The sequence below is a fragment of the Segatella copri genome (assembly GCF_015074785.1).
Taxonomy (GTDB): Bacteria; Bacteroidota; Bacteroidia; order Bacteroidales; family Bacteroidaceae; genus Prevotella.
Genome location: NZ_CP042464.1, coordinates 3,615,574 through 3,630,226, shown reverse-complemented (window position 1 = coordinate 3,630,226; position 14,653 = coordinate 3,615,574). Strand labels below are relative to the sequence as shown.

General features: G+C 49.3%; 10 protein-coding genes. 4 read left to right on the top strand and 6 right to left on the bottom strand.

All coding sequences use genetic code 11. The features are described from left to right. Positions 1-17 precede the first annotated feature (17 nt). Positions 18-1,676 (top strand): fumarate hydratase, encoded by a 1,659-nt coding sequence (locus tag FO447_RS14855; protein ID WP_089544783.1) that lies wholly within the window; start codon positions 18-20, stop codon positions 1,674-1,676. A gap of 109 nt (positions 1,677-1,785) precedes the next feature. Here FO447_RS14855 and FO447_RS14850 read toward each other — a convergent pair whose 3' ends face one another. Then, a complete protein-coding gene (locus FO447_RS14850) occupies positions 1,786-4,449 on the bottom strand; it encodes a thiol protease/hemagglutinin PrtT (RefSeq protein WP_200757031.1) in 2,664 nt (887 codons plus the stop codon). A gap of 230 nt (positions 4,450-4,679) precedes the next feature. Between FO447_RS14850 and FO447_RS14845 the strand changes: the two genes are divergently transcribed. Both FO447_RS14845 and FO447_RS14840 read left to right on the top strand, forming a co-directional pair. Then, positions 4,680-5,969: a hypothetical protein gene (locus tag FO447_RS14845; protein ID WP_234699021.1), complete on the top strand. Its 1,290-nt coding sequence runs from the start codon at positions 4,680-4,682 to the stop codon at positions 5,967-5,969. A 13-nt stretch (positions 5,970-5,982) separates the two neighbouring features. Continuing rightward, positions 5,983-7,041, top strand: a complete 1,059-nt coding sequence (locus tag FO447_RS14840; protein WP_200757029.1) for a YncE family protein — start codon at positions 5,983-5,985, stop codon at positions 7,039-7,041. Between the two features lie 69 nt (positions 7,042-7,110). Here the strand turns inward: FO447_RS14840 and FO447_RS14835 are convergent, their stop codons facing one another. Genes FO447_RS14835 through FO447_RS14825 form a run of 3 tightly spaced genes read right to left on the bottom strand, consistent with a single transcriptional unit; the run spans position 7,111 to position 11,519 of the window. Continuing rightward, positions 7,111-7,563 carry a PepSY-like domain-containing protein gene (locus tag FO447_RS14835; protein WP_234699020.1) on the bottom strand — a complete coding sequence of 151 codons (453 nt, stop codon included), beginning with the start codon at positions 7,561-7,563 and terminating at the stop codon, positions 7,111-7,113. A gap of 53 nt (positions 7,564-7,616) precedes the next feature. Next, positions 7,617-10,106, bottom strand: coding sequence for a C10 family peptidase (locus FO447_RS14830; RefSeq protein ID WP_200757027.1), 2,490 nt, complete (start codon positions 10,104-10,106; stop codon positions 7,617-7,619). 18 nt (positions 10,107-10,124) lie between these two features. After that, entirely contained in the window at positions 10,125-11,519 is a 1,395-nt protein-coding gene (locus tag FO447_RS14825) for a hypothetical protein (RefSeq protein WP_200757025.1), read from the bottom strand. Positions 11,520-11,747: 228 nt separating this feature from the next. On the opposite strand from FO447_RS14825, the gene FO447_RS16135 reads away from it, so the two are divergent. Further along, positions 11,748-12,059, top strand: a complete 312-nt coding sequence (locus FO447_RS16135) for an Rpn family recombination-promoting nuclease/putative transposase (RefSeq protein WP_234699019.1) — start codon at positions 11,748-11,750, stop codon at positions 12,057-12,059. A 662-nt stretch (positions 12,060-12,721) separates the two neighbouring features. Here FO447_RS16135 and FO447_RS14815 read toward each other — a convergent pair. Together FO447_RS14815 and FO447_RS14810 are read right to left on the bottom strand one after the other, a co-directional pair. Continuing rightward, a complete protein-coding gene (locus FO447_RS14815; protein ID WP_200757024.1) occupies positions 12,722-14,386 on the bottom strand; it encodes an ABC transporter ATP-binding protein in 1,665 nt (554 codons plus the stop codon). After that, complete coding sequence (locus FO447_RS14810) at positions 14,383-14,649, bottom strand: PqqD family protein (RefSeq protein WP_200757023.1); 267 nt, start codon at positions 14,647-14,649, stop codon at positions 14,383-14,385. The genes FO447_RS14815 and FO447_RS14810 overlap by 4 nt, the downstream gene beginning before the upstream one ends. Between the last annotated feature and the right edge of the window lie 4 nt (positions 14,650-14,653).

Below are 14,653 nucleotides of genomic sequence, written 5' to 3'. Positions count from 1 at the left end.
AAATAACAAAAAACATTATGGCAAAAACTCCAGATTTTAAGTATGCTCCAATGTTCCAGATTGGAGAGGACAAGACAGAGTATCGCCTTATCTCTAAGGAAGGCGTAAGCACAGCAGAGTTCGAGGGTAAGACTATCCTCAAGGTTTCTAAGGAAGCTCTTACTTTGCTGGCGCAGCAGGGTTTCCACGACGTAGAGTTCAAGCTCCGTCGTGAGCACAACCTCCAGGTAGCTAAGATTCTCAGCGACCCAGAGGCTTCAGAGAACGACAAGTACGTAGCACTCCAGTTCCTCCGCAATGCAGAGACTGCCGTGAAGGGCATCCTCCCATTCTGCCAGGATACAGGTACTGCTATCATCCACGGTGAGAAGGGTCAGCGCGTATGGACCGATTTCGAGGACGAAGAGGCACTGAGCCTGGGTGTTTACAACACCTTTACTCAGGACAACCTCCGTTATTCTCAGAACGCTCCTCTCAACATGTATGATGAGGTGAACACCCGTTGCAACCTTCCTGCTCAGATTGATATCGAGGCTACAGAGGGCGACGAGTACCGCTTCGTGATGGTAGCTAAGGGTGGTGGCTCTGCCAACAAGACCTACTTCTACCCAATGACCAAAGCTACTATCCAGAACGAGGGCACATTGCTCCCATTCCTCGTAGAGAAGATGAAGAGTCTGGGTACAGCAGCATGTCCTCCTTACCACATCGCCTTCGTTATCGGTGGTACTTCAGCTGAGAAGAACCTCCTCACCGTGAAGTTGGCTTCTATCAAGTACTACGACGAGTTGCCTACAACAGGTGATGAGACGGGTCGTGCTTTCCGTGACATCGACTTGGAGAACAAGCTTCTCGAAGAGGCTCACAAGATTGGCTTGGGTGCACAGTTCGGCGGTAAGTATCTCGCTCACGATATCCGCGTGATCCGTTTGCCACGTCATGGTGCAAGCTGCCCTATCGGTATGGGTGTAAGCTGCTCTGCCGACCGTAACATCAAGGCTAAGATCAACAAGGATGGTATCTGGTTGGAGAAGATGGATGAGAATCCAACAGAGTTGATTCCTGAGGAGCTCCGCAACCCAGGTGAGGGAACCAAGGGTATCGAGATTGACCTCGACAAGGGTATCGACGCAGTACGTGCTGAGTTGAGCAAGTATCCAGTAAGCACCCGTGTTAACTTGAAGGGTACCATCATCGTGGCTCGTGACATCGCTCACGCTAAGCTCAAGGCTCGTCTGGATGCAGGCGAGGAGATGCCTGAGTACTTCAAGAACCACCCTATCCTCTATGCAGGACCAGCCAAGACTCCAGAGGGTTATCCATGTGGCTCTATGGGACCTACCACAGCCAACCGTATGGATCCATACGTAGATGAGTTCCAGGATCATGGCGCTAGCCTTGTAATGATTGCCAAGGGTAACCGTGGCGATGTTGTTACAGAGGCTTGCAAGAAGCATGGTGGTTTCTACCTCGGTACTATCGGTGGTGTAGCTGCCGTTCTCTCTAAGAGTTCTATCAAGAGCATCGAGTGCGTAGAGTACCCAGAGCTCGGTATGGAGGCTATCTGGAAGATTACCGTAGAGGACTTCCCTGCATTCATCCTCGTAGATGATAAGGGCAACGACTTCTTCAAGCAGTTGAAGCCTTGGACTCCTTGCAAGGAATGCCAGAAGTAAATGATACAGAAATCATGATAATGAAAAAAGCTCAGGGCAGATAGCCCTGAGCTTTCTTTTTATACGTACATCGGATAACCTGTTCTGTTTCCGAAACAGGAACATCCGTTTAAAGCAACAGTTTATATGTCTTGCTTTGCATACCGGTTTCTACCCGCAACAGATAAACGCCTTGTCTGATACCCTGTAAAGAGAGACTGACTGTTTTTCCATCCGTAGCAGATGCCTGTCTGAGCAGGTTTCCTCCCGTATTATACAGTTTAATCTTTCTCACGTCCTTGCCCGAAACCAAGAGTTGATGTCCCTCGCGACAGATCTCGGTTTCAGTATCAGAGATGGTAGCATTTTCTATTCCTGTAGCTGTATCCTGATAGAGGATAAGGATATCGCCCTTTCGCTTGAGAAAATAAGAAGGTTCCTGCGGATTCTTCAGTTCCACTTTCTTTCCTCCTATTTCGCCCATCACCCTGAACAGATAGGTATGACCATCGGTCCAAGGCAGATTATTCTTGCACAGCCAGTAGCTGTAAAGCGGCACGTCGAAAGCTGATGAGACGGTTACATCATCGCTGAGTCCATTTACCTCTATTTCTTCCTTTGTATCTACATCTTCAGAGATGAGGGAAACATGCCCCTCGTAACTGCGGTCTTCTGTCGTACGCAGCGAAACACCCATCTTGAAGAGAGATACCTTCGATACATCGACGCTTCCGGTTTCTATCTTCCCGTGCGAATCATCAGTTAGAAAAACTTCAGCTTTTGCCATCAGCGGTTTCTCCTCTCCCTTTACCACCTCTATATAGGCTGCATCCTGATCGTGGATACCGTTAAGCGGACAATCCTGGGTTTCGGCTTCATCCGAAGTAATCTCCAGTTTCACCTGATAATATCCCGGAGCAAGCTGGGCAGGAACCGAAAGGAGAATCGGGATTTCGGTCTCGCTGAAACCATCTATTTCGGTCAGCTGGTCCACACGTGTACTCAGCACAACCTCCTGGTTCTCATCCAGCAGTTTCACTCTCAGGTAACAGTCGCGCGGCACACCATTGAGGTTCTTGATAGTGAAGAAGGCACGTACCTTGCTGCCCTGTTCAGCTTTGCCGTCAAGTCTTGGCTGCCCCATCAGTTGGAAGCGGGCATCTTCCGAACAGATTTCAGAGATGCGGCCGGCACCGTCTTTCAGTTCCACCCCGATAACAGGTGCCTTCTTCATCGGCAGGAAATCATCCCATGAACCATCATCCTTCCGTGCTGCACATATAGCGATGATACGGTAATAGCCGTTTTCAAGACCGGCAAGACTGAGACTGATTTTCTGAGCCTGATTGATAAGATAATCAGTTCCCATCCATCCCTTCTGCTCTCCGCCATAAAGTCTTTCCGTAAAGCCTCCCAGCTGATGATCATCAGAATAAACCACCTGCTTGAGATTCCCTGCTTCATCATAAACGGCAACACCGATGTCACCCCTGAAAGGCTTGCCTCTGTTGACGAAGGAATTCATCTCGACAGTTACAGGCTGTGAAGGGTCGAATAACTTTCCCGACGCCTCTTTCAGGCTGAGAGAACCACCCTCGTTGAACATCAGCTGCGGCGAAGTTTCCAGCAGTCCGCGCTCTATTTCGGGATATTTCCCGTTGTTGGGATGAGCTAAGATGGCGGTAATGGCACGATTAAAGGCAAGCGGTTTGCCCTGGAACTCACTTCCGGTCTGCGAAACATTGAGATTGGTGAGCGAATAATAGGCATCGCCCTGTCCCTCCCAACCGAAGTTCATGTGGAAGAGGCCGTTTTCATCGAAACCATCAGTTACCCAGGCATGACCGGAAGCCGAACCGGCTGGTCTGCCTTCCAGATAAACCGGACATCCGTTAAGCAGTTCCTGTCTCAGGATTTCTGCAAACCTCCCCGGTCCTTCTACAGCTTTCGTAACGTAGGCTGCCGAATAATCGAAATGCTTCTGCAGCGCCTGATAGGCGAAGACTCCCTGGGTTCCACTTGCGCTGGGCGTATATTGCATGAAAGAAGCCACACCCACATCGTTCATCAGTAAGGCTACGGCATCAATCTCTGCAGGAGTAGCCTGAACCGGATAGCGGTAGTCGGGCAACATGTGGGCCCAGTCGTAATGCGACTGACTGAAATCCGCACTCTTCTTGGCCTGGTAGTAGGTTACCACATATTCGTTTTTTCCCTGTCCCTGAGCCGGCCACTGATGATAATACATCATCTGAGCCACAGCCGTAGCCACACAGCCGCTGTAATCATATCCCGTTTTAGCATTAAACGGATACGACTGTCCCCATTTGCTTTTCAGCATCGGCGCTACGGTTTTAGAGTAAAGTCCTGTGCGTGTATGGCTTTGCACCTTCACCTTTCCTTCTTTCAGCACCTCGAAAGTCTGTCGGTATCCCGAAAGCAGCAGTTTTACGCAGGGATTGGCATTGAGCGTATCGAGACTACCTTCTTTGCTGTATCCCAGCACGTCACCCATCTGGTCATCACCAGATACGATAACGAATCCCTGTCCCCGCGCATCATTATATATATAATAAGGTGAACCGGTCTTATTTTTCCTGCCCTTCTCCTTTGCTTTCATACCGGTATCTTGCGGCAGAGTGACATATCTCTTAGCTATCTCCGCCGCCTTCTTCCAATTGATTTCCTCGGCACGAACAGTTTGCGAACTGGCTATCAGCAGGGCTATGAATCCCATCAACAGGAACCCGTTTTTCAGTCCCTTCCATTTTTTCCTTTCTTCTTTCTTTTTCATTTCTTCAGGTCTTTTATTTGATATTGAGTTAATTACGCCACCTTCTGGAAATATCAGATTAGCTACACTTTGCCATCATCCAGAAAGTTTTCTGCAAATATACAACTTTTCTTTGAAAAAAAAGAAATTTTTCCAAAATATAACAGCATGATTATTTGGACAAACCAATATTTATTCTTATCTTTGCATCCTATTTTTCATAGTAAGTATTTTAACAGTTAAAACTCAAAATGATGAAGCAGAAAAAACATCGAAAGATTCCGGCACTGGCTGCTGGAACCACACTCGTGGCAGCGATGACCCTGATGGCATCCTGCTCCACCGATTATGAAGACCAGATCGTGTACAACGACATTGAAAAACCGTTCCAGGAAGATTTCAAAAAGGATACGGTGGTTTTCGAAAAGTTGCCGGCAGAACGGGCTAAACACATCCTGAATCTATCTGACCCATCAACTGAAATCGTAGACAAACCGGATTACACCTTCCAGACTGACAACCTCATCAATGTTAAGAAATCTACTGAGGATGAATCGCTCGTCATCACCAGTTGGTCGGCAAAACCAGTCTCCAACGTAACACTCGAGATGTATATCCCGGAAGTGGATGAATACATTCCGGTAGCGTTCATTAAATCCATTCCCGCCTTCTCCCGCTTCTCCTTCAAGCCATCATTCGTTGGCAGACGGAATATCTGGAAAAAGAAAAACGGAAACTTCGTGAGTTTCACCTGCCCGTATCTCGACCTTAACAGGATGAAGACACGTCTCGTGAGCGATGATGAACACTTCAAGATGCTCCAGAAGATTGACGCCAGATGGACCTGCAGTTTCTCCAACTACGGGTGGACTCCAGAGGTAGGAGAATCACACAATTTCCGTGAAATGAGACCTATCTACGCCCGCGAATGGGTGGTGATTGTCACCAACTATACCTATATGATGACCACTCCGGAATATAAGCATGTGATGGCAAACTTCAAGAAGGTGATGGGCGGCGATCTCTACGACAACAATAAAGTAACGTTCACTGCCGAGAAATACCAGAGCGAAATGGAAAGATTCAAGGCACCGAAAAACTTCGTGCTCGGACAGTCTAGTCCGGCATACGGTGGATTGGGCGGCGGCTACATCTGGACCGTTACCGACTGGAACTTCTATGGCCATTATGGTTCGTTCAGCGGATGGGAAGCAATTACCCACGAGCACATGCACTGCATGGACTATAGTCACGACAGCAATATGACGTATCCAGCCAAAACACCGGAAGGCGTCAACGTAGGATGGCCGGAATTTATCTGGCAGCTGCACATGTGGTTGAGCCATAAGGGCGATCTCCCTTATACCGACCGCAATCTGCTGGGCTTCCACAAAGAGGAGAATGCTAAGTATCGCGACTGTGGCATCAATGATACCTTCAAGGATGATGCCAAACTGCAGAAGACCATAGAGGATTTTTACAAAAAGAGCAGACTGGTGAAATATTTCACAGAGAACCCGATTAAAGATCATGCAAAATAAAGGAGGAAACGATATGAGAAAAAATATGATCATGATAGGAGCAGGAATGATGCTGGCTTTAGCTTCCTGCGATAAGACAGAAATACGTGAGATAACGGAAGACAGAGTGGTACCGCAACCGGTAGATACCATCAAGGTGGCAGATCATTTCTATCTGGACGGACATCTTTCCCGCACAGCCGAAGATTTAGGTGGCAGACCGCTGGATGCAGCCAACCTCTTTCACGATGGCGAAGAGTTGTATGTGGCGAATTTTGCAGGCAAGTGTGTCGATGTCTTCGATGCCGAAACGTTGGAATTCAAGCGCAGCATGAGCAACGGCGACCGCACGCTGGCACGCGATGTTTATGCAGAAGGCGACCATCTCTTTGTGGCTGCCGGTGAAAATCAGGAGGTACAGATCTTCGACAGGAAAACGGGCAAATATCTCAGCCGCCTGGGCACAGGTTCCTGGCCAGCCAGCATGGTTTCGAAGGTGGGCTGTGTTTGCGCAACCCCTCGTCTTGTTTTCGTGCGCGACTCAAAGTATACCAACATCCGAGTCTTCGACCGCGAGGCGCTGAACCTGGGGGCAGCAAACAACAATAAGGTATTTGCCAAGCTCAGTACGGGTGGCGATTTCATTGGTAGCAAGGATGAGCCGCTGGGAGAATCCTACGATATGGAGGTGATTGGCGATTCGCTCTATGCCTTCATCCCTCGCACGGGAACCATCTATTCATGGAAAGTAGAAGACATCATCCAGCAAAAGGATTATGCCCCGCTCAAGGTTTCCCGTTCTCAGGAGTTCAAGCTACGTTCCATTTCAAAGACCGGTGACAAGGATAAGTTCTTCGTATCAATGTTGAAGGACGGCAAGATACAGTTGGCAGAATACAGTCTCACCGATTTCCAGGCAAGAAACTTTGCCAATCCGTTGCGCTGTTTCACCGCCGATGACCGCGTCCTCCTTCCTTCGCAGACCATCATAGCCTACCAGAAGGAGAAACTGATACTCACCAATGGTGCAAAGTTAGACCGCTGGGATATCCGCAACAATCCGGCATACGAAATCAAGCCAAGACAGAAATAATCGTAGCGTTGTCTTATTTTCAAAATAAATTCCCCCATCCTGCCTTCGCTGGATGGGGGATTTCTGTTATTAATGATAATCGGCTTCTACACGGATAAAGACACCGGCTTTATTGTAATAGAGTTCATAACCAGGGATATCGATTTCATATCCTCCTAACTCTTTCTCTATCTTGTAAGGCTTCTGATTAGGATATCGCTTCGCTATATCTGCTGCAATGTTGGCTGGAATGATACCATCAGGCATCACAGAGAACTTGCAGTTAACCGAAGTCCACTCGCCTTTCGCATCAAACTCCAGTTGGGTTCCGTCGCTGAGCAATACATCATACTCCCACCGGCCGTTGTCCTTTTCCTTCTCCGCATGGCTCACGGCAACCTCTGCAAAATACTTCTTTACAAACTGCTGTGCATGCACCGGCAAATCATTAAAACTGATTATTCTTTCCTCACTGCTATGGCAAGATACTGATATCATAGCCAATACCATCGACAAAAATGCCGTCAAAAACTTTCTTTTCATGTTGTCTAATTTTAAAAATTATTGAATCAATTACCTGTTTATTCTGTCAATTATTATTTGCGCATTACCACCTTCTTTCCATTCCGGATATAGATGCCCGGCTGGGTAACTTTGGTAAGTTTGCGGCCATCCAATCCGTATACTGCATCAGAAGATGAAGAGGCGGCTGCACTGCCCGTACCCTGCGATAGAGCCGGCTTCGTGATGCCTGTAGTCGGCGCCTTGCGGTAGAGCGTAATGCGGCGGCGCAACGTATTGGCATTCCAGCGGTCCAGCCACATGCCGTCACGCTCTATATCTACATGTATCTCGTAGGTGCCCTCTGCCAACTCAGAAAGATTCACGGTATGGCGGGTAGAACCCGTAAGATCCGTATCATTGTTGCGCGGAATGCTCACTCTGCTGATGCTGCTCGTATACGCAGTCTCGCCCGTAGCCACATTAACCAGACGGTAGCGCATGCGGGTCTGCAGACTGCCCTGCGTCAGATACTTCATATAGCCCGACATACCCAGCACCAGCTGCGGCTTCTGCTCCAGGTCGAAGTAATGGGAAGGCACATAACTGCCCGTTTCATCCAGGAGTTTCACTGATGTAACGGTCACCCTGCCTTCGTAGTTGTTAGGATATACCTCGAGCAGGAAATCTTCCGGCACCGGAATCTCGTAGACGCCAGGATTCTTCGTCTCGATATTGTGGTTGAAGCGGAGCTTCATGCGATACTTGCCTGCCTTGAGCTCATGAGAGCCGGTAGAGCCCGAATAGGATGTCATGAACCTCACGAGCCACTGGGTAGTATCCATGCGCTGCGCCACCATGTGGACGAGATAGGCATTCGGTACCTGATAGGTTTCACCCGCCAGATTTCCCGTGCCCTCCAGTTCCACCTGTAACTCGCCGCGAGCCTGATAGCGGCTCAGGTTAGATACATTCAGCAGAATGCCTGCCAACTGGCTGCTGTACTGATAGGCTGGCTCCAGCACCTCTGGCTTTCCCGCAAGCAACAGGTGAGGCTTGTTGTCTGCCTGTACCAGCGTAACCTCGCCACGGTTTACAATCATCGGCACGGAATTGCCATTCACCATCTGCCTCCAGTCTTCCCAAACGCCCTTGTCTGCATCCAGGAGTCGGCGGCCCAAAGGTCGCAGAGTGTAGGTGCCGTCTGCCAGACCGTCTATCTCATTCAGGTCCATCCTCCACCAGTCATATTCGAAATTGTAGCTGGTATAATAGGTAGCCCAAGTCAAGACACCCGACTGTCCGAAGACATGCATACACTTTCCGTCCTGCGTAAAGAGTCCGATGCCTATCTGTCCGGTATAGGCGCCTCCGGCATTCTGAGACAGATTGCGGGCTCCCACACCTTTGATCTGCGCCGGAATAACCGACTTCACCGTCATTCCTTCACTCGCCTGGAACTGCAGTCCCTGGTCATTGTTCACCGACAGCACCACCGGTTTAGGCTGCAGCGGTTCTATCATTCCGTCGTTCGGATGCACGAAGAGTGCTATCTGATTTTCGTAGTAACAGCCGTCGCTGCCGAAACCTCCGCCCGCCGTCGCTGCCGTATTGATGTCGAAATAGCCATTGTCCAGACCAGCCCATCCCCAGTTTACATGCACCAGTCCGTTCTCATCGTAGCCATCATATAAAAAGGCATGGTCGCCGCCCGTCATGAAGACCGGACAGCCGAGAGACAGTTCCTGGTAGATAGCCTGCAGAAATTCGCCGCCCGGCAGCCTGTCCTTCTCCAGCTGGCGCACATTGCAGTTGTAATCGTGTTCAAGGGTATGCCATAACTTTGCCTCATCACAGAGGGTTCCGTTCACACCGTAGGTAGCATGAGCCAGTTTTCCCAAGTCGCGCATCAGCACGCCCACTGCCTGCCCCTGTGCCTCGCTGTACCCTCCTCCGCTGTAGGAATCGAGCATGTTGTCCCAGTCATAATAATCGTATGCCATGGCACCCTTACCCCGGTTTACCCCCTCGGGTCTCATCTTAGGCCAGCGGTGGGCATAGAGCACCTGTGCCATCGCCGTGATGGTACAGCCCGTATAGGTAGGCTTGCCGCTGGTGCTGCTGCGCGGGGTATAGTAGTTATAAGGATAATCCTGGCTCCACTCCGCACTGACGAGCGGTTTTACCGATGCCTTCGGCGGTTTGGCATAAACCGGCGTCACGCTGATGCTGTCTACCTTCACCAGCTCCACCACCCGTGCATATCGCTCCAGGAGTTTTTTCATCGGAGCCGACATATTTTCAGCATCCAGTCTTCCCCTGTCGCTATATCCCAGTACCCCGCCTACCCGGTCATCACCCGCCACGATGACGAAGCCTTCACCATCCTGGTTGTTGAAGAGGTGGAGCGATGGTTCTGAAGTACGGGTTCCGCGGCTTTGCACCACCGACGGACCCACACTCACAGGATTTCCGATAAACTTTCTTGCCATTGTCTGCGCCTTGTTCACGTCTACCGGTCCGGCAGAGACATTCATAGCACATATCGCCGATACGGCTATGGCGTAAAATTTCTTATCCATCATATCTCAGGTCAAAAAGAATTATCTGATTACCGTTTTCTTGCCGTTCACGATATAGATGCCCGGCGTCGGCTTGCCGTTCACCTTGCGTCCCTGCATGTCGTAGATGCCCTCCTGTTTTTTCTGCTCCTGAACAAGGTTAGGACGGATGCCGGTAGTGCCATGATTGCGCACACTGCAGCGGGCAGCATTTTCTATCTTCCCGGTCTTGGTGTTGAAGAGCACCGCTGCTATCTCTATCTTGCTGCGGTCGCGGATCACGCTGTATTTGTTTACACCCTCAAAAGTGGTGGAGTGCGTCTTCACCTCGTCTGCCCGGAAGTCGGTCATCTTCGAGTCCTCCAGTCCGTTGTCCATACCCTGCGATTCTATCGCTACATGGTTATACACCATGCCCTTAACCTGCGACCAGCCCTCTACATAGTTGGCTGCATCGGCATAGAACTTCATCTCTTCGGGTGCATCCTTATAACTGTCGCTGGAATACTCGGCATAATTCGACTCCTGTCGCCATTTGTCATCGCTCAGTCCGCTGGCAGTCATCACATAGCCTATGGCAAACGTTTCGCCCTGATCAGGCAACATGCATGGTTCTACCTGGGTTTTCACACGTATATTATTACCGTTCTCATCCCATTCTGCGTCCACCTCCATGTTCATGTAGGTAACCTTGCTCTTTTCTATCTTGAAAGCATCGGTAATGTCAAAACCGGCAGCCTTGTTATCACGTGCCACCCATACGGCAGGAACCGTTACGGCATAGCGGTCTATCAAGCCTTCATATACCCAACGGGATACAACCTTGCTGATATCATCAGTTTTATGAACAGAAACAGCCACTACATCGTCGGGATACATACGCGCTATGGCATCGGTAGCCACCAGTCCGATAGGACAGTGCCAGCACCACATTCCCGCATAATCTTCTACCAGTACCCGCTTGTGCGGCATCTTGTTGACCGTGCAGCAGGTAAGATAGGCATATCCCGCCGAAGCCTCGTTATACTGTCCGTTCACCTGTGTGATATTGAAGAGCAACTCTTCCTTTCCCAGTTTCTGGCCCGGTTTGATAGGAATTTTTACCTCTCGCGTTTCTCCATCCTTGAGCGGCTGGTCGAAGTTCAACACGAAAGGTCCCTCGCTCACCTGCTTATCTGTATAATAAAAGGTATAGCTGATGCTGGTCACCTCGGTATCACCCCAGTTGGTCAGTTTTAGCGGCACCACCGTTTCCTTATCCCCCATTTTCAGGAATACGTTGCCCGGCGTCATAGGCGCCACCGAATTCTTTGCCCAGCAGCCAATTCTTTCCGCTATTTTCTGCGTCTGTTGCCAGGATTGTGGCCCGGCAGAAAGATGAGGTGGCAATACGAATAAGATTAGCAGCGACACTGCTGTTAAAATGGTTCTTTTCATCTTGTTTTTCTCGTTAAATAATTACTAATTTTGAGTTTCTGTTTTATTCTGTCATCTCATGGATCACTACGAGTCACGCCGACCCGTCTTTTCGGCTACAAATATACTATAATTTTTCCAAGACAGGATACGCTTAAACTTTTATTAACAGATATTCGTTATTTTTTCTTTAAAACCGACCGTTCGCATGTAGTACTGTATAATCTTCAAGGCAAAAACATAAAGCGTATGAAACAGGTAGAAGAAAGATACATCAGCTTGCTGACCGATTTCGGCTTCGACCGTCTCTTCGAGGAAGCCGAGATAGCCAAGTTTACTCCTCAGGAAATGAGGGAGTACGAGACCAGCAAGATGGCATATCGCGACATCAAGAATTCCGTAGACACTGCTAAGCGTGAAGGTATAGCTGAAGGTATGGAGAAAGGCATGAACCAGAAAGCCCTTGATATTGCCAGAAATATGCTTGCTGATGGCGTTGACCTCAATCTGATTATGAAGTATTCCTGTCTTACCCAGGAACAGATAGAAAAATTGAAATAAGATATTATCTTAGAGGTAACAGATAAGAAATTCCCATGCCTACTTTCGCAAGCAGGCTGGGGGCTTATACTTCCTGGGATTTTGCCTTGCAGCAGATTCCGGGAAAGTATTTATAATGCTATAAAAACAGCACTCCGCTTCAGAGCGTCGGGCTGACGATTTATAAATAAAAGTAAAAGTTTGAGGGGGCTCTCGCCCGCTGAAACAATTTCGACCTGTATGGTTGAAAAGTTTTATGGTTACATTCAAGCACATGAAGAAGAATACCCAAGTGGTTAAGTCAGCTAACTCAAGTGGTTCAGTCAAGAAACTCAAGTAGTTCAGTCAGCGAGTTCAGACGTCTCTGTTGGCTGATGCAGACGTCTCGATAAGCTTACAGATACGTCTCCGTTAGCCTACGCAGTCATATTTGTAACCCTACGCAGTCATATTCGTAACCCGATGCAGTCATATTCGTAACCCCACGCAGCCATATTTGTAACCCCACGCAGCCATATTTGTAACCCGATGCAGCCGTATTCGTGAATAAGTTTTATGTAATCATCTATCATCCATCACGATTTGGGGGTATCCCTCACGATATTCACACTACACATTACCGGCTACTGCCTGGGGGCTGGGGATAACCTATCCCCAGAGCATAAAGAGGTTAGGTCATTTCATCACAGCCGTATCTGCTCCTGGCATCTGTCTGCCACCTCCTTCCTATGCGTAACACAGATAATAGTCTTATCGGCATACGAAGTAAAGAGGCGGTCGAAAAGAAGCTTCTCGGTTTCGGCATCCAGCGATGAGCTGATTTCATCAAGCAACAGAATGTTACCTTCGCGCAAAAGACTGCGGGCTATAGCAATGCGCTGTGCCTGACCGCCACTCAAACGGGTGGCATGCTCTCCTATCTTCGTATCCATACCTGCCGGCAAACTGAAAACGAAATCGGCACAGGCTACATGAAGGGCTTCGGTAAGCTGCTCATCGGTAGCCACGGGATTGGCAAGAAGAAGATTATCGCGAATGGTTCCGCTCATCAGCGTATTACCCTGCTCTATATACACGATATGCGAACGCATGCCGGTTCCTTCTGTCTCTTTGCCCAGGGCATCATACAATACTATCCTTCCGCTATCGGGCTGGATGATACTCGACAGCAGGCGCAGGATGGTGGTCTTGCCACAACCGGTTTCTCCTACTATCGCCACAGATGTGGCGGGACGGAAATCATAAGAGAAATGACTGACAACAACTTTCTTTCGCTCATCGGGATATGAATAACTCACATCCTGAAGACGGATGCCGCAAGCACGCTGCAAAGGGATAGAAGCATCTGCCTGTACCAGAGATTCCTCCTGCTCGGTATTTTCAATCTCTACCAACCGGTCTACACTCGCTGATGCATGAATCAGCTGGGGAATCATGCCCAAGAGCGACATGATAGGACTCTGTATCTGACCCACCAACTGCAGGAAGGCGGTCATCACGCCAAAGGTTATCAACCCGTTCTTGAGTTGGATGGCACCATAGACAAAGGCTCCGAAATAGCCGTAACTGAAGGTGAAAGCCAGGAGCAGACGGGATATCAACGTAAAACGGATTCTACGGCGGACCAGATGATGCAAACGCTGCTGCATGCTGCCTACCCTACCGGAAACCGTGCTCTCTGCCTGCAAGGTTTTGATGGTGAGTTCATGTTCTACCGTCTCCTGAATCATCATCTGTATGCTGCTCTCCTCCTCGCGTATCGCCAGCGTCATCTTCTTGAGTCGGCTGCCGAGATACTTGGCACAGACTGCAACTACCGGTGTCAACACCAGAAGACTCCATGCCAGAATGGAATCGATAGAACGCATCAGGAAGAAGGCACCGAAGAGCTGCACCAGGGTGACTACGATTGTGGGCAGGATATCCGTAACTACCGAAGAGGCTGATGAGAGATCGCGCTCCAAACGCTGGCTGATGTCGCCGGAAAGCATATCAGAAGCAGGCTTTCCGGGACCAGCCTCAGCCTGATGCTTAACGGCATAGAGTTTCCTGCCCAGCACAAACCGGAAGAGGCGGCTACGCATATCATTCTGGAGGATAACCTCGGTGATGCCGGAAAGATAGAATACCAGCTGGCGAAGGGCTATCAGCAGGGCGATGACTGAAAAAAGCACGATGGTTTCGCGCAGCACATTGCCACGCCAGATCACCACATCGATGAACCGGCGACACAGCCAGACGAGCCACAAACCTAATGCTACCTGCAGAAGACCGGCGATGATGCGCAACAGCAAACGTCCACGGACTGCAGACATCTGGCGAAAAAACCAAAGTGCATACTTCCTCATACCAGTCCCTCTTTCTGCCACTGAGCAATAATCGCCTCGCAGTCTTTTTCTGCCTGAGCCATGACTACATCATACTCATCGCACAGAGCCTGAGCCAACGAAGCTATCGTAAATTCACCCTGTTTCTCAGCCGCCTTCCAAAGAAACGCAGCTGTTTCGTTGAGACTGATCAACTTGGTAAAGTCTACTGCCTGCATACCTTCGGCTGTTACCACATACTCACCGCAAATTTCGCGGAGCTTGAAATCGTTCTTGATCTTCATTGTA

Excerpts from the sequence above, each read along its gene's own strand:
- FO447_RS14855 (WP_089544783.1), top strand. The coding sequence starts at position 18 with ATGGCAAAAACTCCAGATTTTAAGTATGCTCCAATGTTCCAGATTGGA.
- FO447_RS14850 (WP_200757031.1), bottom strand. The coding sequence starts at position 4,449 with ATGAAAAAGAAAGAAGAAAGGAAAAAATGGAAGGGACTGAAAAACGGG.
- FO447_RS14845 (WP_234699021.1), top strand. The coding sequence starts at position 4,680 with ATGATGAAGCAGAAAAAACATCGAAAGATTCCGGCACTGGCTGCTGGA.
- FO447_RS14840 (WP_200757029.1), top strand. The coding sequence starts at position 5,983 with ATGAGAAAAAATATGATCATGATAGGAGCAGGAATGATGCTGGCTTTA.
- FO447_RS14835 (WP_234699020.1), bottom strand. The coding sequence starts at position 7,563 with ATGAAAAGAAAGTTTTTGACGGCATTTTTGTCGATGGTATTGGCTATG.
- FO447_RS14830 (WP_200757027.1), bottom strand. The coding sequence starts at position 10,106 with ATGATGGATAAGAAATTTTACGCCATAGCCGTATCGGCGATATGTGCT.
- FO447_RS14825 (WP_200757025.1), bottom strand. The coding sequence starts at position 11,519 with ATGAAAAGAACCATTTTAACAGCAGTGTCGCTGCTAATCTTATTCGTA.
- FO447_RS16135 (WP_234699019.1), top strand. The coding sequence starts at position 11,748 with ATGAAACAGGTAGAAGAAAGATACATCAGCTTGCTGACCGATTTCGGC.
- FO447_RS14815 (WP_200757024.1), bottom strand. The coding sequence starts at position 14,386 with ATGAGGAAGTATGCACTTTGGTTTTTTCGCCAGATGTCTGCAGTCCGT.
- FO447_RS14810 (WP_200757023.1), bottom strand. The coding sequence starts at position 14,649 with ATGAAGATCAAGAACGATTTCAAGCTCCGCGAAATTTGCGGTGAGTAT.